Below are 20,249 nucleotides of genomic sequence, written 5' to 3'. Positions count from 1 at the left end.
TCTATACGGGTTATCTTCCCATTGGGAAAGCTAGAGAATTTCATTGCGATAAGAAGCAATGGTTGAAACAAAAAATTCCCAATGTTAGATAACACCAGGAATTTCTGTTTTTCAAGGTATCAGGTAGGGTTTATTTTTTCCAGTAGAATGTTCCTTCATGGGCCAGAGCCATGGTTGGGGAGATGCGCGAAACAGCCTCTGCAGAGCAGCTTGCATCGATCAGTACAAATTCGGCCCTGTCATCCACTTTCGGCCATTGCATATGGCCTTTGTCATCCAATGGCAATACATTGTTGGTGGCAAAACGAAGGGTTCTCGAAAGATTGAACTCAGATCCCCAACCATACATGCCAGCCATTAAATTGGCTTTCGCTAGCATATTTCCAGGGCCAAAAGTGCTCCAATAATCTTGCACATTATCATTACCGACTAACACGTCAACACCATGCTTCAATAATGTTGGAATAGGCATGACCAGGTCACCAAATGGGATAGACGAGACAATCCCTACTTTGGCTGCTGCTAATTTTTCGGCAATGCGCTCTACTTCGGCTACCGGTAACTGGGCCAGTACAAAGGCATGGCTTACAAAACTGCGCCCCTGTAGCTTTGGGTGCTGCAGCGCTTGTTCGGCAAGGTATTCAATCGTGTGTATACCTTCTTTGCCCCCATCATGCAAGTGGATGTCAATCCCTTTGTCATGGTCAAGGGCTAGTTTTACCGTATAATCGAGTACTTTTTCAATATTCTTATCGATTCCATAGGGATCTACTCCGCCAATAAAACCCACACTCGGCATCTGGGCTACATCCTTCATGAGTGGTGCAGAGTCGGTATAAAAAAATCCATGTTGCGGAAAAGCGACCAATTCTGCCTTGAAACTTTCTTTGCGGTTGTCCAGTGCTTTTTGGAGATTTTCCAGAGAACGGAGCCCAGAAGTGGTGTCGACATTAAAATGTGTCCGTGCGAAGGTGGTACCATAGCTTTGCAACAGGTCAATAAGTTGTTCTGCCCGTGCGGTCGATGTCTTGAGTAATTCAGGGATAATTTCCTGTTCATAAGCAATCATCTCCAGCACCGTTCTCTTTTTGGGAGATTGTGCTTGCCAGGGTAGTCCATACAGTGTTTTGTCCAGATGGACATGCATATCACTGAAAGCAGGCAGCATTAAATAGCCTTTAGCATCAACAGCTGTGGCATGTTGTGGATTATTTGGAAATATCCGGATAATTTTTCCGGCATTGACTTCTAGACAGAAGAGTTCAGTTTTAGTTGCTTTTATTCCGCTATCATCGGAAACATATCCAGTTTCCAAAAGCACGTTTTTAAGGGTATAGTTGCCCTTTAGCAGGGTTGTATAAGGGGTTGACATGATGTTTAATACTGTTTTAATAGCAATTATAGGTCACAATGGGGCAATCAAAAGCTTAGAGTAAGCAATTGACCGCCATTGTGTATAAAAAGATCTAGTTAGTGATAATATCGCTTGTCTGCAACCTAGTAGACGATATTGCCCTGATAGATAAGGGATCCTACGGGTGAAATCCGTGAAATAGCTTCGGCAGAACAGCTGGCATCGATAAGTACGATATTGGCATCATCACCGGGTTTCGGCCATTGCTGTTTTCCTTTGTCATCCAATGGAATCGGACCGGCTGTCGCCAGTTTCAGCATGCGTGATAAACCATACTCGGTGACCTGTCCATAGACTTGTGCCGCCATATTGGCTTTTTGTAGGACACTTCCTGTACCAAAAGTATTCCAATGATCGACAATGCTGTCATTTCCCGTCATGACGGTGACCTTATTTTCTAGCAGTGTAGGGATAGGCATAATGAGTCCTGCAAAAGGAATGGTAGAAACAATTCCGATTTGGGCCGCTCCCAGCTTTTCAGCTATTTCCTGTTGTTTGGCTTTTTCCAAACGCCCCAGTACAAAACAGTGGCTGAGGTAGGTTTTGCCTTTCAACGCCGGGTTTTCATTTACTTTTTTGATCAGATACTCCACTGTTTTTAGACCCGATTCTCCGGACTCATGCAAATGGATATCAATCCCTTTGTTGTGATCCAGTGCCAGCTGTACGGTAAAATCCATTGTTTTCTCAATGGCGCCATCGATGGTAAAAGGATCTACTCCGCCGATAAAATCAATATCGGTCTTGGCTGCTTCCTTCAGGTAGGGTACGGAATCGGTGTAATACACGCCATGTTGGGGAAAGGCAACGAGTTCGGCACCGAAACTATTTTTTTTGTTTTCCAATGCACGCTGTAGGTTATGTAAGGATTCCAATTTGGAGGTAGGTTCAATATTTACATGGCTCCTTGCGAAAGCTGTACCTTTGGATTGCAGTAGTTCAATTAGTTTTTCTGCTTTATAGGTTGAATTTTTAAGCAGTTCGGGAAGGAGCTGTTGTTCGAGTGCAATCATGCCTTTTACACCGCCTGCTCCACGTCTTACAGCTTGCCATTTATCACCGTAGAAGGTCTTGTCCAGATGAATGTGCATGTCTCTAAAAGATGGAAGCATCAATCTGCCCTTCGCGTCTATGGCATTAGGATCGGTACTGTTGGAACTTATTTTTTTGATTTTCCCGGCTTCGATCTGCACGGAGAAAAGACCGGTTTTGGTTGCGATCACTTGGCCATTGCCATCATACTCAAAACCTGTTTCCAGCAGCACATTTTTTAAGGTATAACTTTTTTTGCCTTGATGTGCGCCCAAGCTGGACGGATGGGCCAGTGGACTTCCATCTTCTGCGTATAGCATCCCGGGGATCAATGTTGCTCCAGCAAGCGCCAGGGCTGAGTTGCGGATAAATTCCTTGCGTGTAAGCGCTATTGGTTTCATTTTATTTCCTATTTACGTTACAATCTAAATGAACGATCCATAAATGGATCAATTTCTATAGACAAAGGTATATACTGTAAGCTTTCCTATTACTGGGCAATTTCTGCCATTTCTTGTGTGATTTATCTCTTTTCCCTAAATTCACTCGGACTTACACCGGTCTGTTGTTTAAAGAAATTGGAAAAATAGGCTTGGTCTGCAAAGCCCAGTTCAAATGTTATTTCCTTGATGGATGATTCTGTGCTTTGGAGCAGGCGCTTGGCTTCAACACAGATCCGTTGGTGGATAAGCTGGGTCGCAGATATTTTCAGGTGCTTTTTACATAGAATATTAAGATAGTTGGGGGAAATATGCAGCTTGTCCGCATAGAAAGCAACCAATTTTTGTTCCCTGAAAAACTCGTCTATAAGCAGGTTAAATTTGGCAAGCCGGGGCACAGATTGATAGACTTTGAATTCGGTGAATACATGCTCTGCTTCTCTGCTAACTATGGCTGCGATCACACCGGCACGGGCCGTAATCAAAGGTATCAGTGAATGCTCGCGTTCCAGTTCCTTTTTGACAGATTCAAATTCATAATGTAGCTGAATGAAGGCCTCCTTGGTCAGGTCAATGACCGGATGATTCTGATAATTGGTAAAGGAAAAGCGAAAGAAGGGCGCAAAATGCTCAAAAAACGACCGCTCGATCATCAATTGGTAACCAATAGTTCCTGCATAGATATGCCATTTGTGCATCTGACCGGGAAACAGCACATGTACCTGATGGTCTTTAATGGGATAATCTATGGAATCAATGGTATGGACACCGGAAGCTTTATCAAATAAATTGATAATAAAAAAGTCGTGCTTATGCGGTTTTTCGATTAGCCTCTCGCCATGTAATTCATTGAAAAGTAGCTCTTCACGACCTGCTGTCTGTGCTTTGCGAAAACCGTCCAGTCCGATGACAGGCGCCCAGATGTTAGCTTTACGTTTGTCCATAGTAGATCATCTAAAACCTAAAATACGAAAAGCGCTTTGTTTTTTTGCCAATATGTAAAAATAAACCAGCATACGCATAGCAATGGGCCTTTGTAATCAACTAACAATAGCCATTTTCCTAATTCTTTCCTAAATTCGGGATACATTTGTAGCGGTAAAATAATATCCGGGGGGAATAACGTTGAAATTCCGTAATAAAAAACAAAGTCCAATGAAAGTACTTGTAATTGAAGACGAAGCAGATTTGAGGGAAACCTTGAAAGATTCGCTGATTAAAGAAGGTTATATTGTAGAGGCCGCGAATGATTTTGGATCAGCACTGGATAAGGTTTTGGTCTATGATTATGACTGTATCTTATTGGACATTATGCTCCCAGGTGGAAGTGGGTTACAGGTGCTGGACCGGTTGAAAAAAGAGGGGAAGTCGGATAATGTTATTATTATCTCGGCCAAAGATTCGCTGGATGACAAGCTCCAGGGGCTCGAACTCGGCGCGGACGACTACCTGACCAAACCTTTTCATATTGCTGAATTAAATGCGCGGATTAAAGCTGTACTGCGCAGAAAACAACGGGATGGCAAGAATACATTGGAGATGGGTAATCTCGTACTGGATCTAAACGACCGTAGCCTGTCGATTGCAGGTGAGCCCGTACCGCTGAATAGAAAGGAATTTGATATCCTGAATTACTTTTTACTGAATAAAAACCGTCTTGTCAGCAAGAATGCGCTGGCAGAGCATGTGTGGGGAGATAACACGGATCAGGCAGATAACCTCGATTTTATCTATTCACAGATAAAGAACTTGCGGAAGAAATTTTTGACGAAAAAAGCGGAAGTGGATTTTGAAGCAGTCTACGGAATAGGTTATAAACTTGTTGAAAAATGAAATTAGCCAATCAAACGCTCAAATATCTCTCGATTTCGGTACTGATCGTCATTGCGGTATGGTCGACCATTTTTTATTTATTTATGCTGGAGGTGATTCATGATAATATAGATGAGGAATTGGAGAACCAAAAACGCTTAATTATTCAGGAACTGGCTTCTGAGGCCATTGTAGCTCCGGATCTGGAATTTGGAATTAACAATTATAGGGTACGTGAAATTTCGGAGCAACAGGCGGTCAAAATGCAGAATGTGTACAGAGATACTATGTTGTATATGCAAGATGATGATGATCCGGAGCCCGAATTGGAACCGGTACGTATGCTGACCACAGCGTTTGAACATAAGGGACACTATTATGAGCTATCGATTATCAACTCAATGATCGAGGAAAGTGATTTGATCAAAAACCTGTTTTATTCTGTCCTGATTTTATTTGTCCTCTTGGTCGTGAGTATCGTATCGATCAATAAAGTTGTAATACAACGGCTATGGAGCCCCTTATATCGATTTTTAGATCAGCTCACCAGATTCCGCTTGGGAAAATCTGACGATAAACCCGCTATGGAGACAAACATTCAGGAGTTTAAAGATCTACAGCTTGCGGTAACTACACTGATCCATCATAATGAGGAAACCTATGAGCAGCAAAAACAGTTTATTGGCAATGCCTCACATGAGCTGCAGACGCCCCTTGCAATTATGATCAATAAGCTGGAAATGATGGCCGAAACAGAAGGGCTGCAGCCTGAACAGTCGCATACGCTCGCCGAAGTACTGAACACCGCGGAAAGGCTGGTGCGACTGAATAAATCATTATTGCTGCTTAGTAAGATAGAGAATAAACAATTCCTGCACAATGAGGATCTCTCGATCAATCAGCTGGTATTACATATCACGGATGAATTGGAAGATATTGCCGCGTTTAAAAATATCAAGATCAATGTCAATCAACGAGATGAGCTTAATGTACGATTAGACAATTCCCTCGCCAATATCATGGTCTCCAATTTGATCCGTAACGCCTTGTTCCATAATCTGGATGGCGGGGATGTAAATATAACCATTACTGAAAATACACTTATAGTTGCCAATACAAGTGCGCAGGCAGCGCTGGATAAAGAGCAGCTGTTCTCACGGTTTTATAAATCGGACGCTGCATCCCAAGGTACGGGATTGGGGTTAGCAATCGTTCAGGCAATATGTCATGTATATGGCTTTTCTATTTCCTATCAATATGCGATTGGTCAGCACCTATTTAAATTAGATTTTCGCCCTGCATAAATTATATTCCCAAATCTTTACAGAATCGTGGTTTTACTTTGTAATACATTAAAATTAGTAACATCATGAATCGTAAAACAATATTAAGTGCATGTCTTCTCGCACTATCAACAATGGGAGCGTTTGCCCAGGATATTCCACAAAGTCAGGTGCCTGCGGTGGTCGTAAATAGTTTTCAACAAAAGTTTCCAAAAGCCAAAGGGGTAGACTGGGAACTGAAAGCGGGACTATATGAAGCTGAGTTTGAAACAGGTTTGTTTGGAGCAGATCATGAGGTATGGATTCAAAGCAATGGTAAGATTGTCCGTCACAAAGAGGCGCTTGCCAAAAATGATTTGCCAAAAGCTGTTATGGCAAAGGTGAAAAGGGATTTTCCGGGCTATCGCATCGAGGATGTAAACAGGATCAGTGAAGAGCAAAAGATTACGTATGCATTCGAAGTAAAAAGTCGGGCCGATGAATGGAAACTCGTGGTTGATCCGAATGGAAATGTGCTAGCAAAGCGAAGAGATTAGGCCATGGCAAACGTAAACAAAAACACCTTGTTAACATTGCTAACAAGGTGTTTTTTATTTGAATGCTTTTTCTTCCGAAATTAGTCTTCACCCTCTTCGGCATGCAATTCAAAAGATAGCCGGATAATGTCTTCCCCAGGATATTTGGCTGCATAATCTGTACGATTCCAGTCTGCACGGGTAATAGTAGCTTTGGTTGCAGGATCTTTAAATTTTCGTAGAACGAATACAAGCTCCTTTTCACCTTCATTGTCTTTTCCGGCAGTAAAATAAGACGTAATACCGGTGGTCTCAATAGCGCCTGTTACGGCCGAACCATCACCGTAAGTCGACTCTTTTGGTTGGAAAATGGCGCCTGTTACGTTATTTCCAGAATTTAGGATAAAAGCACCACCAGTTAAGAACGCTTTGTATAGCGTTGCTGTAGCTTTATCTTTAATATATTGACCCTGGATTTCCTGACCTGTGGCGTCAAACTGTTTGAAGTCAATTTTATAAATTCCGTCCGGTTTAAGATGCGCGTGTCCAGCTACTGCTTTGCCGCTATTGTCAAAGATGATAGATGAGGGTTCTACATTGTCTTTATCGGCAAGGTCATGAAAATGGTCGCCATGTACTGAACCATTAACTTCCGTAAAAATAAGCTTATAGCTTGCTTTCACATTCACATCGGATGCTTGAATGGTCAGCGGAGATTCTACGCTCGTCGTGTTGCCGGCCTTATCCGTTACGGTCAGGTGAAAATGATATTGACCGGCCGGAACTTCAGAGGGTATGTCGATGTGCTCATGGAAAATCACATTTTTTTTGCCAACATATTTTTCGTCGGTATAGACTTTGGCAAATTTGAAAGTGCCACCTTCCTGATGGATATCGATCTCAATCTTGTCGATAAGTGCTTCGGCCACAATATCACCTTCAAGATGGAGATCTTCGCCTGCTTTTACTGTTTTATTATTGCCAGATCCGATTTCTAGGGTGCCGATCTCAGGTTTTGTTGCAACCGGAACATCGGCATTGTCTTTCTTACAGGAAGACAGGAAGCCAAAGAAAATCGCGGTAAGCAGTAATACAAATTGAATGTTTCTGGTTTTCATGTTCATTGATTTAAATGTTATGATAGAAAATAATTGAATTGTTTTGCTGTGAGGACGTTCTTATTCAATAATACGCACGCTGATTCCACGTTGGCTGCTCCAGCCGGACTGATCCGTTACCCGGATCATAAAGTGATAGTTGCCGGGGTCAACATCTGCAGGGACATCAATCTGAAGCTGGGCATCATACTGTTGTACTTGTCCGGGTATATTGACAGATTTGACCAGAACAAAAGGTCTAACGGGTTTCTTGATCGGCTCTAATGTACATTCCTCCACCTCGGTGCTGTGTGAATGATGGTCAAAATTGTGATGAACGTCAATACTGTAGCTGCCCAGGGCGACATTGTCTGATAATTGTGTGCGGAATGTAACAGTTGATCCGCGTTTGATTTGACTGCATTGTTTTGGAAAAGCGCTCTCCGCTCGAATATCTATGGTTGGCTTTTCACTGTCAATGGGCTCCTTTTCTTTTTTACAGGCGATAGTGAATGCGGCCATGAGGGCCATTACTGCGTATTTCTTGCGTATTTGCATATGTATGTGTAGTTTGTTCATGATTAATTCGCGATGAATTTTTTCATCGATTAATTTGTTAGCTTCGGTTTTGCTCACCGAAGGGTATTCCGAGAGACAGGATGATATTTCGCCCTTGCTCAGGTAGCGAGATTAGCCGGTAGAAACTGGTGTGGTTCATATATTTTGTGTCAAAAATATTCTGGATCTGCAAACGCAATTGGAGCGCTGACCGGCCCAGGGGCAGCTGTGTCCCCGCGCGCAGATTGAGTACCTGATAGCCTTTTGTTTTTTCCTCTGGCGGCACAATATGCTGCTGGCTAGCGGTCCATTTGGAATCTAAAGAAAGGTAAGGCTCCTTAAAATAGCGGCTGCTTCTTGGAGACCAACTTACATCCAATACCAGTGAGGGCGCAGGAGAGAAGGGCAATGTATAGCCTTTTTTGCTCCCCGAAAGTTGTTTGGATCGAACATATTCGCCCAATAATTCTATTTTTAGATCCTTTAAGGGGCGATATTCTACTTGGATTTCGGCCCCATAACGCTGTACTTTACTTTGGGCATATTCAAATATTTGATTACCTGCCCCATAATACTGGTCATAACCCGATGTGGGATTGAGATAGATGTAATTGGAGAAATAATTGAAAAAAGGCGTAAAAGCGATATTGGCGCTTCCGATAGATCGGGCTACAGATAAGTCCATTTGGTAGGACTGCTCTGGAGAGAGGGAAGTATTTCCCTTTTCGTAACTGAAATAATGATAATTTACACCATTGGCCGCAAGCTCCTGCGCAAGGGGGGCGCGAAAACTTTTACCCACGTTCAGTTTCGTTTCCCATTGACCTATTTGTCGTGTCGCACCAAGGGACCAAACGAGGCTATGGAAACTCCGATGAAGTTCATCTGCCCGGACGACATGGACAGATTGATTGTTTTCCAGTCTCGACGCAAACCAGTCCTGATAAGGAAAGCTGTGCATAGTGCTATGGTCATAACGTAAGGCACCATAGAGTATGGTTTGCTCGTTGATCGTATAGCGGTCGTGAATAAATACGCCCATTGCCTTCTGTCTGTAGCCTGGGATAAGGAAACTCCAACCATCGATGTGATTAAGTTGTTGCTCAGCATTTCCACCTATAGTCAGTCGATGTGAAGCCAGGGTAAATTCATCTTTTAGTGTAATATGATAGATTTCTTTATCATACAGCCGTTCAAGGTTCATCGGAATGACCATGTCTTGCGGGTATACCGGGGGCATATATCCATGTGCCGTGTAGTTGTTGAATTCCTGGCGATAATTTCTTTGGTAGCCAAGATCCAGCCAGATCTTATGTACACCCTGTGTAATATTATTTCGGCTAATGAGTTTAAAATGATTAACCTGCTGACTTGGATAAAGAATATCCCGGTCCGAACGGTCGTATAGCGCTGTATCTACACCTCGCGGTTCAAGACCATGTGCATTGGCGAAAAAGCCGATTTTAGTACGGTAGTTACTTAGATAGAGTATAGAAGAAAATCGCTCGGAAACATAACCCGTCCGGAGTTGAAAACTTGTTTCCCTTCCCGCGGTATTACGCACCTGTCGATTTTTTAAACGGACGGCATAATTGTAAACATAGACCGTATCTGTAGGTACACGGTAGTCGGCATAATCGAGATGGGTCACTCCACCGCCGAAAACCCAGTTGTTCTTCCTGCCCTGCAGTTGTAACGCAGCGCCATAGCTGGCATTATTGGATCTTGTAAATAGGTTGGCATGACCTTGCAAGCCATTTTCTTGTGGCGCCGCTGGCGAGGACAGACGGATGACACCAGCAATGGCATCTGATCCGTACATAAATGAACTCGCACCTTTAATAATTTCGACTGCGCCTACGCCGAACTGATCAATTTCCAGCCCATGATCCAGTCCCCATTGTTGTCCTTCATGCTTGATTCCATTTTCGACGGTGGCCACCCGGTTAAAGCCGAGGCCCCGGATTTGCGGTTTGGATTGACTTGCGCCGATGCCGATGGCATTGACTCCGGGTACTCTATCTAAAGTCTGCATCAAACTGCCCGCCTGATATTTCTGTAATGAATCATTGGTCAGGATAGCTACAGACATTGCTCCTTCAGCTGGTTGTCCATAACGTTTTCCTTCAACCTGTACCTCCTTTAGTCCAACGGTTTTTGTCACTTTTTCCTGTGCATAAGTAGGGACTAACAGCATATACGTGAATAAGAGAGTGAAAATCCTGCATTTGTTCATCAACCGAGTTAAGCTTTTGTAAATTATGTATTGCAATTAAGTTGCAACAAATATAAGTAAAAAGATGTCAAAAGCAACCGTGTTGCATAATTGTGTTGAAAAAATAAATACCTGAATTCAGTGATAGAAAAAAGATTGAGCTTCAACTATCTTTGGATAAGTTAGTTAGGCGGCTGTGGAGGTATGGGTAGAAACTAGGGGCTGACTAACGAGCAAAGGACTTTTATTCTTATAGAGATTAGTAAACCCTAAAATATAACAACAATGATGAAACAATTCTTAACAGGTATCTTAACCGTAGCGGTGCTGACAATGTCAGGTTGTAATTCAGGAACAAAGGATCCTGCAGCCTACAACAATTCGATTATCACGGTCATCAATGGGAGTGAAAAGCATATTGAGTCGATGAATGCAGCAATGAATTCAGCCGACTATGCCAAGGCAGAACAAGTGCGCACAGATTGGGAAAAATCCCTGAACGCGGATATTAAGAAAGTAGAGGATCTGGGCGATTTTAAAGGCGATGCCAGCTTTCAAAAAGCGGTACTCGACGGCCTGAATGGTTACAAAAAAATCGTGACTGAGGATTATCCAAAGCTGATCGAATTGCGAAAAAGTAAAAATCCCGATGCGACTACAGAATCAGCACTACTGGATAATATTAATAAAGCCTTCGAAAGCATGAGTAATGGCGTAAATAAAGCATCGACCGAATTTGAAGGTAAATATAAAGGGTAGAAACCAGTCTTTCGCTGATTAAGATGTAAATTTAGGATGTCCACAGCGTACTGAATAAGAGAATCTCTTGGTAAAGGGACTGGTTAAAATTGGAAAACTGGGTTATCCAATGCTTGGATAGCCCAGTTTTTACTTATTTTAGCTCCATCTGCCCAAAGCGTCAATCAGATTTTCGAATATCAAAGGTTTCGACTTGACTTTTAGGGAAGTTTCTTTTTTTAGAAATCAATACTGTAATTGACTGTAAATGTACGTCCACGCCCCTGATAGTAAAACATTTCCGGGACTTTGTAGCCAGCATAAAGAAGTTGGGCCCGTTGACTCCAGATTGATTGATACTTGGTGTTTAGAACGTTTTGGACACCTGCATTGAAGCGGCCATATTTGGTCGTATAGGTCACAAACCAGTCAACAGCATTGTATCCCTTCAATTTTTTGTCATCTGCATCTTTGAGATCCAGTATCTGGAGCATCTGTAAACGGGTCGACCATTCTCCATAGGTATAACCCGCATATACATTGAATTTATTGGAACTGGCATAATTAATATCTTGTTTTCGCCATTCACCTTCAATTCTGTTTTTTGAATTAATAACCAAAGTATTGGCTCCGACCAGGATGTTTTTGATTCTGTAGTCAATCTGTGCCTCGATACCGATATTACGGATCGGATTATCTTTTACCAAAATCTGGTAGGTACTGCGGTCGCTCTCCACAGATTTGTTGGACTGACTTACAAATCCAGATAATTGGACTTTTAGGCCGTCCTGATTAAGTCGGTAGCCCAATTCAAACTGATTCGTTTTTACACCTTGCAGTTTAGCTTCAGCAATATTGATACTGGACTGTAATATATAATGTGCTGCATTAGCATCATATTTATAGGTACCATAACCGAAATACTTTGCGGGGTCGGCGAGTGCGACGCCTTCAGCATAACTTATCCAGGTCTGTTGTTGTGCATTGATTTTGTAAAGCGCACTGGCATTGATCGTGGTCATCCCATAATTACTTTTTCCACCGGGTATCTGATCGGCGGATTTGCCCATACCAAAAGCAAGTAAAGCCTGCTGTGTATTGCCTACAAAATCTGCTACATCAATGGCGGCGTTCTGATAACGTATGCCGGCCGATAATTTCAGGGGATCCGCGACCTGATACTCTGCTTGTACATATCCAGCCAATGATTTTGACTTGATGGTAGGATAACGACCGACAGCATAAATCTGTTCATTCACTAAACCGCCTGATGTCAAGGCCTTTGGAATATCGTAAATAGCTTGGGTTGCCTCAAATTTTTCGAAATCTAAATCGGCTCCATAAGATAAGTTTAGGCGGCCCAACTCTTTGCTCAGCAAAAGTTTCATACCTGTGTAATCGGTATTTTGACGAGAAGAAGAGGTATATATGGTTTTGCCTTGCTGGAGGCTGATATTATTTGGAAAGGGGTAGAAATCAATTTTTTCTGCTCTGCTCGCAATTTGTACATAAAGATCCTGCCCCCCGAGAATGTTATTGCCGGTATAGTTTAGCGTTCCCATCCATCGTTTGGTGCCTGGGTTAACGGAAGATTTAAATCCATCTCTCATTTCCAATAGATTTCCGTTACCAGGAGTGAATGCTTTGATACTGTCTCCAAGAAATAAACTACGGTCACCATTAAACTTTGAATTATAGTATTGGCCAAAAACAGCAATTTTATGCTGGGGATGAATACGATAATTGAATGTTCCCTGAAGGTCCATTGATCTATTGTATTGGAGGTCGGTTTGGGAGATATCGGTGAATATTTGCTTATTATCTGCGCCGTAGGTCGCTCCATTCTGCTGATATGCGAAAGCGAGCCTGCCATCGATTTTCTCCCCTTTTGCTTGGACGGATTGTGCAATACGCCAATCGGCATCGCCACCATGACGGAGGCCCGATCGTACACCAGCCTCTGTGGAAGCTCCCCAACCATCTTTTATAGCTTTTTTTGTAATGATGTTGATAATCCCTCCGGTTGCATTTCCGCCATAAATTGAGTTGGCTCCAGAAAGGACTTCTATCCGCTCAATATTGAAGGGGTCTATGGCATCGAGTTGACGGCTTATTCCACGTAGGCTATTTAGACTTACACCATCAATCATGACCAACATACTGCGGCCCCGCATATTCTGTCCATAGTTCGTCCGTCCTTGTGGGCCCACGTCCATCCCTGGAATCAGTAGCCCAAGCATTTCTTTAATTGGGACACCACTTTTGGCTTGCTGCTGTATCTGTTCGGTATTTACCAGCCAAACGGTACCGGCAACTTCAGAGATATTAGTCGGTTTGCGATTGGCAACAACAACGACTTCGTCCAAATGATGACCTTCATTGATCTGAAAATCCAATTGTTTTGAATCTTCGCTTTGTATCGAAAATACACTGAACTCGGACGATTTGCCAAGATAACTAGCTTGCCCTTGATAGGTCCCCGGTTTGACAAAAATAGTATAGAATCCGTTTTCATCACTCCGGGTCTTGCTTTCTTTGGCAAAAGTGATTGTCGCTCCTGGTATGGGCTTTCCTTCGCCATTTTTTACGTATCCCTGAATTTTCTGGGAATAACCCAAAGTTATAGTACCTAGTCCTAATATAGAGAGCAGAAATCTTTTTTTCATAAGTGCTGTAAAATCATTTTTGTTTGGGTGACAAAAGTAGTTTATATTAAATCTAAATAAAAGTGTTTTTTTAAAAATATGATTTTCGATAAGGAAGATTTTGATTAGTACCTGTTCAAATCTTTTCGGATTTGAATTTTTTATACGGTTTGAGAATGGCTTGTATATTCACTCGAAAAAGCCGATGCTAGCTGTGCGTATGTTTTCTGCCCACAGGTTGTACTTACCGAGAGTAAGAATAGAGAAGGATATATATTGTCAATGACGGGGATTTCCTTAAGAAAGGTTAAAGCCGGAAAAATTAGAGTCGAATCATGTATTTTTATGTAGCTTTACAGGTATAAATAGTGGTTTATGAGACTGATAGCATATTTTAAGACTGTTTGTTTTTCATTTTTTTTATTGAGCTCAACTGTAATTCATGCACAGGTGACTGAGACAAATGCAGATTATCTTGTATTGATGAATGCGGACACGCTGTACGGAAAGATTTCTTCGGTCAAGGATCGTAAACTAAAATTTGAGAGTCTGCAAAAAGAGAAGCTGACTTTTACGCCCGACCAGGTGTTCCGTGCCTATTGGAAATCCAAAAAGAAAGTATATGCACCGTCCTATGTAGAAAATGGGCTGGAACCTGTGCCGGGAACTTCTCCACAGACCTATCAGATCCGTAAGACGCCGGACCTGGAGCCGACTTTTGCTGAAGTGCTCGTTGATGGGGAGATTATGGCCTACTATGTATCTGAACTGCATTTTGGCGGCAGTGGTGGAATGATGATCGGGAGTGGCGGGGCTGCACCCATGATTGGAGTGGGATTTACCAAGTCAAAATATGCCTATGCGCTCAAGAAAGCAACAGGTGAGGTTATTGAAATAAACAGTAATTCGAGCGGCCTGTTTAGTGGTAGCAAGAAGAAACGAACACTGACATTGGGCCGTCTGATAAATGACGAACCTGAATTATTTGTCGAATTTGAAAAGGAACAGAAATATAATTATGATATATTTATTAAATATATCATGAGATACAATGAGTTACAACGGTCGAAAGAATCACCATTGGATTCATCCAGATTGTTTATCTATTAACATTTCGATAAAAAAAGAATATGACGCTTATTATTTTTAGTGTACTGACCATTATTGCCGCATATGGCTTTTGGCTTTTGTTCGAGAAAGCGGGACGTCGTGGCTGGGAGGGTATCGTTCCGGTGTATAGCCAATGGATCCAGGGACAGATCACCAATAGACCTACCTGGTATATTGCTTTGCTGATTGTCCCCATTGTAAATGTCTTTGTCTTTTATAACTTATACCTCGATTTTATCCATTGTTTTGGCAAAAGAAGATTTTGGGAAAACTGTGCTGCGGTATTGTTCCCATTTATTGTGTTGCCGCTATGGGGGCGGGATAAAAATGTTCAGTTTCTCAATGGAATTTATGCCAAAAAACTTAAAACGGCTGGCGGCGAAGGACAAGCAATGACCAAAGAGGAGCAGCTAGCCTTATTGCACGAATCCTATAACGAATTCAAAGTTAAGTATCCCTATAAGAAATCCATGGTCCGTGAATGGGCAGATGCAATCGTTTTTGCAACTGTTGCAGCAACATTGATCCGTGGTTTCCTGTTAGAAGCCTTTATGATTCCTTCGGGTTCCATGCAACAATCGCTTTTGATCGGGGACTATCTATTTGTGAGTAAATTGAATTATGGGCCCCGTATCCCCAATACACCCATCGCTTTTCCTTTCGCACATCATACGATGCCTGTTATTGGTGGAAATGCATTTTCGGAATTGATTGAGCTTCCATACAAACGGCTTCCGGGGTTTCAGCAGATCAAGCGGAATGATGTTATTGTATTTAATGCCCCAGCGGGGGATACCGTAGCGATCGAGAACCAGGATCAGCCCTATTATGACCTAGTGCGTTCGATGGGCTATAATGCCGTTCACCAGCAATTTACCATTAAGACACGTCCTGTAGATAAAAGGGAACATTTGATCAAACGCTGTGTTGGAATGCCTGGGGATAAGATTAGCATGCAGAATGCTGTATTGTATGTAAATGATCAACCTGGTTTTGTCGCACCGGAAAGTCAGATGGATTATATAGTGATGACGGATGAAACAGGTCTCGATGAACAGCGGTTGAAAGATATGGGAATCGAGGCAACGCTGGTTCAGCCCGGAGCCTATATTGTTTTCCTGACTCCGGAGCAGGCAAAAATGGTGAAGTCATGGTCTAATGTCAAATCCATGCAAATGAATGTAGGCAAACCGGGGGAAGCTCAAGCCAATACATTCCCAAATGATCCGCAGTACAAATGGAACTACGACAATTTCGGGCCTTTTGTGATTCCAAAGAAGGGGATGAAAGTTATTTTAAATGCGCAGACATTGCCGCTTTACGAACGCGCGATTCGGGTCTATGAACATAATAGTTTGGAAAAGAAGGCCGATGGACTATATATAAATGGGAGCAAGACGGACTCTTATACCTTTAAAATGGATTACTATTGGATGATGGGGGACAACAGGCATAATTCGTTGGATGCCAGAGACTGGGGTTTTGTTCCTGAGGATCATATTGTGGGTAAAGCCTTATTTACCTGGATGAGCTGGAATGCAGATGGAGCGGGGCTCTCTAAAATCCGTTGGAACCGGATTTTTAAGGGAATAAAATAAAACGAACTGGGAAGATGGCCAAAAGAGCCGCTCAATCCTTTGAGTATTGAACATCCGAAATGATATTTCGGGAAATTACAGGTAAAACCGCATAAAAACGGGGGCTATCCAACCTTTTTGGATAGCCCCCGTTTTAGCTAAGAATGACCACGCCATCCGCATTGTCATTTAAACCTAAGTCATAATGAACAGCAGGTTCGATCGCGATATGTTTGGGATTTACTCTGTATTCGCTCAGTTTCGATGCGCTGCGATATTTCCGTAATTGATTTATGTGAAATATGCTGTTTGCATAGCGGTGTTTTGTTTAATTATAACGTGATGGGTAAATTTTGAATAATTCAAATATCCTATTAATTAATTTTTGCAAAATATTTTTCATTGTTTTTTTCTCTTTTTATATTCACGCCTTCCATCTTAATTTTTTCTAATAAAATAAGCTATTCTTTATTTGTGTTTCAGTATGAGGCATTTTTAATTGAATTTTTTCTCAATCGATTGCGTGAATGTTGCGCAATCGATTGAGAAATGTTATTTGATAAAATATGTTGTAATAGTTATTTGTGTGTCGTGTAATTTTTGTGTGACCAGTTTTTTTGCTGTACCTTGACCAGCACTAACACTAAATTAATATGAAGAGAATTCTACCTACCATTATCCTCGTGGTACTCTCTTATTTTCAGGTTTTCGGACAGACTATTCCTGTTGAAGGAACTGTTCGGGATGGAAAAGGAGTTCCGCTGGCGGGCATGACCGTCACCGAGCGAGGTACAACAAATCAAGCGTCGACCGATCAGCAAGGTTCGTTCAGCTTGGCAGTAAAAAGTCTTCCAGCTACATTGGTTTTTTCTGGTGTGGGCTTTAAAAAACAGGAAGTCCGAGTGACGTCAAAGCAAATTCCACCTGTAGTTCTTTTGAATGATGATTCATCTTTGGGTGAGGTTGTTGTTGTCGGATACCAAAAGCAATCTGTTCGGAAGACGACAAGTGCGGTTCAAGTGATTTCAGGAAAGACTATCGAAGATCTGCCTGCACCAAGTTTCGAGAGTCTGTTACAAGGTCGTGTAGCAGGGGTCAATATTCAAAATTTTACAGGTGAACCCGGAGCAAGGAACACGTTTACCGTACGTGGAAATACGACGATATCACCAGATCTTAATGCTGAAGTAGATTTAGCAAATACCATGAGTTCACCATTGTACATCATTGATGGTATGCCACTTTCAGTCTCTGACTTGGGGGGCTCTTCTGCGACAGGAACAAACTATGTCGCTGGTATAAATATCAATGATATTGAAAGTATTGTTGTTCAGAAAGACGCAGCGGCAACAGCGGTATGGGGTTCTCGCGGAGCGAATGGCGTAATTGTAATTAAGACAAAACGGGGCCGTGCCGGCATTCCGTCTATTCGAGCATCTTATTACAGGGGGATTACAGAGCGGCCTCAACTGCAAAGAACATTAGGTGGCGCTACCGAGAGACGGACAAAGATGGATATTCTAAGCCAATATGCTTCTTGGGCTCAAATGGGCGGGTTTACACAGCCCTTGACCGATAGTTTAAACAATAGCTACAATAATGCTACGGATTGGCAGGATTTATTTTATACTACGGGTAATATAGATAATGCGGATGCAAGTATTTCTGGCGGTAGCGAAGCCGTGAACTACAGATTATCTGCCGGTTATTATAATGAGGATGGTGTGGTTCGTAACACAGGCTTTAAACGCTACTCAATTCGGGGCAATTTTGGATTTACCCTTTCACCAATTATCAAGTCCGATTTTATGGTTTCTGCCGCAAGGATTAATCGGAAACGCGGTTTGGGGAGAGGTATTGATCAGGTCGTTCCGGTCAACCAGGGCGAGATGCCTTCTTCCTTTGTTGGTCTTGGTCAAGCGGATTATGATTTTTACCTTGGTCAATATGATAAATTGAAAGATGATAACCAGACCGATAATATCAATATATTCTCAAAAACGTATGTGGACATTCTTGATGGTTTGCAATATTCATTAGAAGGATCATTACAAGCAAACCTCGATAGTAGAAACCAATTCCAGCCCAGGGAGCTAAATCAGGGAACCAACTATGCTGCATCAACGGGTCGAAATGCATATACCTATAATATCGCCAACGTTTTGAATTATATCAAGACATTCAACGATAAGCATACAATTAATTTGACGGCACTCCAGTCCTTTCAATATGATAAACAATTGTATCATAAAACGGAAGGATTTAACTTGCCGACGGACGATATTCATGTTATCAAAGGTGTAGCGACTAAAGATCTTATAGCGAGTACAGATAAGCTTGAATCTGGCTTGCTGTCTTATATGGGACAATTTTCTTACGATTATAAATCACGTTATATCTTCAACGCTTCATGGCGTGCAGACGCATCTTCAAGATTTGGTGTGAATACGAAATGGGGGTATTTTCCTGCATTATCAGGTGCTTGGGTAGTTTCTGATGAGGAATTTATGAAAAACGTGGACTGGGTTAACATGCTTAAGGTAAGAGGTAGCTGGGGTAAATCGGGCGTACTGCCAGAGGATTTTTATGCACCATATAATGTTTGGGCATTGTCATCGGATACTTATAATGGAACGACCTTCGCTGTACCATCATTCGCAAAACCATTGACGCTTAAAAATCTGACATGGAATAAATCAGAACAAACTAATATTGGATTCGATTTAGGACTTTTCAATGATCGTCTAAATGTGACGTTCGATGCTTATAGAAAGATTCTTAAGGATCCAATTATGGGATTCTCATTCCCGTACTACACAGGTTACACCAAGTTGTCCTTTAACGTTCCAATGACGGTTTATAATGAAGGTATTGACCTGACGATTATGACTAAAAATCTGTCTAAAACGAGCGCATTGCAATGGAATACTAACCTAAATATGACTTTTAACAAAAATAGAATCGGTGCATTGCCATTTGGAGATCGTAGTTTCTATGCCGATTCTAGAGGTTGGAATCAACAATTGTTGTATACAGTGGGAAGTCCTATTTATCGTTGGGCACAAATGATCTATCAGGGGGTCTATTCGCACCAAGATCAAATACCTGTCAATCCTGTGACTGGAAAGCCTATTACTGTTTTCAAAGGGAACTATCCTGTTAAACCGGGATATCCAAATTGGGCGGATGTGAATCAGGACTGGGATACATGGAGTGATGAAGATAAAGGAGCTGCTGATGGTGACTTGATGTTAACGGGTAATCCGAACCCTCGTATTACGGGAGGTTTGTATAATGAATTTATATACAAAGGTTTTTCAATCAGTATGTTAAATACCTTTACCATTGGACGTGACATTATTAATAATTTAAAGAGTAACCAATTTAATGCAATTGGAGGAAGCGTAAACAGGTTTACCAACAATAGACTGCCTGATCTAGAAGGTCTAGATTATTGGACACCTGAAAAGGCAAAGGATCCAAATTATCAAGCGAATTTTCCTTCGATATCTCCCTATGGAAGCTATTTCTATCAATACCTCCCATTTAGTACGATGTTTAATGAGAATGGAACCTATTTCAAAATCAAAACAATCTCCGTTGGATATCTTCTGCCGAAACATATCGTAGAAAGATTAAAGGTGGGGGCACGAACTGTAAGATTCTACGGTATGCTGGATAATCTTCATACGTTTCAGAAAGCTTCGGTGCCCGATGCTGAACTTGTAACACCTCAGGGAGAGTACAGCGGTGGAGCGTATCCTTTACCTAGAAAATATACAATTGGTTTAGAAGTTAACTTTTAAAAGCGAT

General features: G+C 41.9%; 14 protein-coding genes. 7 read left to right on the top strand and 7 right to left on the bottom strand.

Going from position 1 to position 20,249, the window contains the following annotated elements:
* Positions 1-130: 130 nt before the first annotated feature.
* The 3 genes from ACK8HY_RS13785 to ACK8HY_RS13775 form a co-directional block, all read right to left on the bottom strand.
* On the bottom strand, positions 131-1,372 hold the full coding sequence (locus ACK8HY_RS13785; RefSeq protein ID WP_416133944.1) for an amidohydrolase: 1,242 nt from the start codon (positions 1,370-1,372) through the stop codon (positions 131-133).
* 125 nt (positions 1,373-1,497) lie between these two features.
* Complete coding sequence (locus ACK8HY_RS13780) at positions 1,498-2,847, bottom strand: amidohydrolase (RefSeq protein ID WP_416133943.1); 1,350 nt, start codon at positions 2,845-2,847, stop codon at positions 1,498-1,500.
* Between the two features lie 122 nt (positions 2,848-2,969).
* Complete coding sequence (locus ACK8HY_RS13775; RefSeq protein ID WP_416133942.1) at positions 2,970-3,830, bottom strand: helix-turn-helix domain-containing protein; 861 nt, start codon at positions 3,828-3,830, stop codon at positions 2,970-2,972.
* A 211-nt stretch (positions 3,831-4,041) separates the two neighbouring features.
* Between ACK8HY_RS13775 and ACK8HY_RS13770 the strand changes: the two genes are divergently transcribed.
* The 3 genes from ACK8HY_RS13770 (at position 4,042) to ACK8HY_RS13760 (ending at position 6,517) form a co-directional block, all read left to right on the top strand.
* Positions 4,042-4,719, top strand: a complete 678-nt coding sequence (locus tag ACK8HY_RS13770) for a response regulator transcription factor (RefSeq protein WP_416133941.1) — start codon at positions 4,042-4,044, stop codon at positions 4,717-4,719.
* Positions 4,716-6,002: a sensor histidine kinase gene (locus ACK8HY_RS13765; RefSeq protein WP_416133940.1), complete on the top strand. Its 1,287-nt coding sequence runs from the start codon at positions 4,716-4,718 to the stop codon at positions 6,000-6,002. The genes ACK8HY_RS13770 and ACK8HY_RS13765 overlap by 4 nt, the downstream gene beginning before the upstream one ends.
* 65 nt (positions 6,003-6,067) lie before the next feature.
* A complete protein-coding gene (locus tag ACK8HY_RS13760; RefSeq protein ID WP_416133939.1) occupies positions 6,068-6,517 on the top strand; it encodes a PepSY-like domain-containing protein in 450 nt (149 codons plus the stop codon).
* An 80-nt stretch (positions 6,518-6,597) separates the two neighbouring features.
* On the opposite strand, the gene ACK8HY_RS13755 is transcribed toward ACK8HY_RS13760, so the two are convergent.
* The 3 genes from ACK8HY_RS13755 to ACK8HY_RS13745 are packed head-to-tail and all read right to left on the bottom strand — an operon-like array spanning position 6,598 to position 10,348.
* Positions 6,598-7,614, bottom strand: coding sequence for a DUF4625 domain-containing protein (locus ACK8HY_RS13755; protein ID WP_416133938.1), 1,017 nt, complete (start codon positions 7,612-7,614; stop codon positions 6,598-6,600).
* Between the two features lie 60 nt (positions 7,615-7,674).
* A complete protein-coding gene (locus tag ACK8HY_RS13750) occupies positions 7,675-8,172 on the bottom strand; it encodes a DUF4625 domain-containing protein (RefSeq protein ID WP_416133937.1) in 498 nt (165 codons plus the stop codon).
* A gap of 37 nt (positions 8,173-8,209) precedes the next feature.
* Positions 8,210-10,348 carry a TonB-dependent receptor gene (locus ACK8HY_RS13745; protein WP_416133936.1) on the bottom strand — a complete coding sequence of 713 codons (2,139 nt, stop codon included), beginning with the start codon at positions 10,346-10,348 and terminating at the stop codon, positions 8,210-8,212.
* A gap of 303 nt (positions 10,349-10,651) precedes the next feature.
* Here ACK8HY_RS13745 and ACK8HY_RS13740 point away from each other — a divergent pair, with 303 nt between their 5' ends.
* Positions 10,652-11,125, top strand: a complete 474-nt coding sequence (locus ACK8HY_RS13740) for an LIC11966 family surface protein (protein WP_416133935.1) — start codon at positions 10,652-10,654, stop codon at positions 11,123-11,125.
* A 218-nt stretch (positions 11,126-11,343) separates the two neighbouring features.
* Here the strand turns inward: ACK8HY_RS13740 and ACK8HY_RS13735 are convergent, their stop codons facing one another.
* On the bottom strand, positions 11,344-13,770 hold the full coding sequence (locus ACK8HY_RS13735; RefSeq protein WP_416133934.1) for a TonB-dependent receptor: 2,427 nt from the start codon (positions 13,768-13,770) through the stop codon (positions 11,344-11,346).
* A gap of 354 nt (positions 13,771-14,124) precedes the next feature.
* Between ACK8HY_RS13735 and ACK8HY_RS13730 the strand changes: the two genes are divergently transcribed.
* From ACK8HY_RS13730 to ACK8HY_RS13720, 3 genes are all read left to right on the top strand, one after another.
* Complete coding sequence (locus ACK8HY_RS13730) at positions 14,125-14,859, top strand: hypothetical protein (RefSeq protein WP_416133933.1); 735 nt, start codon at positions 14,125-14,127, stop codon at positions 14,857-14,859.
* A 20-nt stretch (positions 14,860-14,879) separates the two neighbouring features.
* Positions 14,880-16,457, top strand: coding sequence for a signal peptidase I (gene lepB / locus ACK8HY_RS13725; RefSeq protein ID WP_416133932.1), 1,578 nt, complete (start codon positions 14,880-14,882; stop codon positions 16,455-16,457).
* Between the two features lie 632 nt (positions 16,458-17,089).
* On the top strand, positions 17,090-20,242 hold the full coding sequence (locus ACK8HY_RS13720) for a SusC/RagA family TonB-linked outer membrane protein (protein WP_416133931.1): 3,153 nt from the start codon (positions 17,090-17,092) through the stop codon (positions 20,240-20,242).
* Positions 20,243-20,249: the final 7 nt, after the last annotated feature.

Source organism: Sphingobacterium sp. NGMCC 1.201703, assembly GCF_047784615.1.
In the GTDB taxonomy this organism is placed as follows: Bacteria; Bacteroidota; Bacteroidia; order Sphingobacteriales; family Sphingobacteriaceae; genus Sphingobacterium.
This window is presented reverse-complemented; position numbering and strand designations above follow the sequence as displayed.

Bases quoted from the DNA above. Each gene is read 5' to 3' on its own strand.
- ACK8HY_RS13760 (WP_416133939.1), top strand. From the start codon at position 6,068: ATGAATCGTAAAACAATATTAAGTGCATGTCTTCTCGCACTATCAACA.
- ACK8HY_RS13730 (WP_416133933.1), top strand. From the start codon at position 14,125: ATGAGACTGATAGCATATTTTAAGACTGTTTGTTTTTCATTTTTTTTA.
- ACK8HY_RS13745 (WP_416133936.1), bottom strand. From the start codon at position 10,348: ATGCTGTTAGTCCCTACTTATGCACAGGAAAAAGTGACAAAAACCGTT.
- ACK8HY_RS13755 (WP_416133938.1), bottom strand. From the start codon at position 7,614: ATGAAAACCAGAAACATTCAATTTGTATTACTGCTTACCGCGATTTTC.
- ACK8HY_RS13765 (WP_416133940.1), top strand. From the start codon at position 4,716: ATGAAATTAGCCAATCAAACGCTCAAATATCTCTCGATTTCGGTACTG.
- ACK8HY_RS13750 (WP_416133937.1), bottom strand. From the start codon at position 8,172: ATGAACAAACTACACATACATATGCAAATACGCAAGAAATACGCAGTA.
- lepB (WP_416133932.1), top strand. From the start codon at position 14,880: ATGACGCTTATTATTTTTAGTGTACTGACCATTATTGCCGCATATGGC.
- ACK8HY_RS13780 (WP_416133943.1), bottom strand. From the start codon at position 2,847: ATGAAACCAATAGCGCTTACACGCAAGGAATTTATCCGCAACTCAGCC.
- ACK8HY_RS13785 (WP_416133944.1), bottom strand. From the start codon at position 1,372: ATGTCAACCCCTTATACAACCCTGCTAAAGGGCAACTATACCCTTAAA.
- ACK8HY_RS13770 (WP_416133941.1), top strand. From the start codon at position 4,042: ATGAAAGTACTTGTAATTGAAGACGAAGCAGATTTGAGGGAAACCTTG.
- ACK8HY_RS13720 (WP_416133931.1), top strand. From the start codon at position 17,090: ATGAAGAGAATTCTACCTACCATTATCCTCGTGGTACTCTCTTATTTT.
- ACK8HY_RS13735 (WP_416133934.1), bottom strand. From the start codon at position 13,770: ATGAAAAAAAGATTTCTGCTCTCTATATTAGGACTAGGTACTATAACT.
- ACK8HY_RS13740 (WP_416133935.1), top strand. From the start codon at position 10,652: ATGATGAAACAATTCTTAACAGGTATCTTAACCGTAGCGGTGCTGACA.
- ACK8HY_RS13775 (WP_416133942.1), bottom strand. From the start codon at position 3,830: ATGGACAAACGTAAAGCTAACATCTGGGCGCCTGTCATCGGACTGGAC.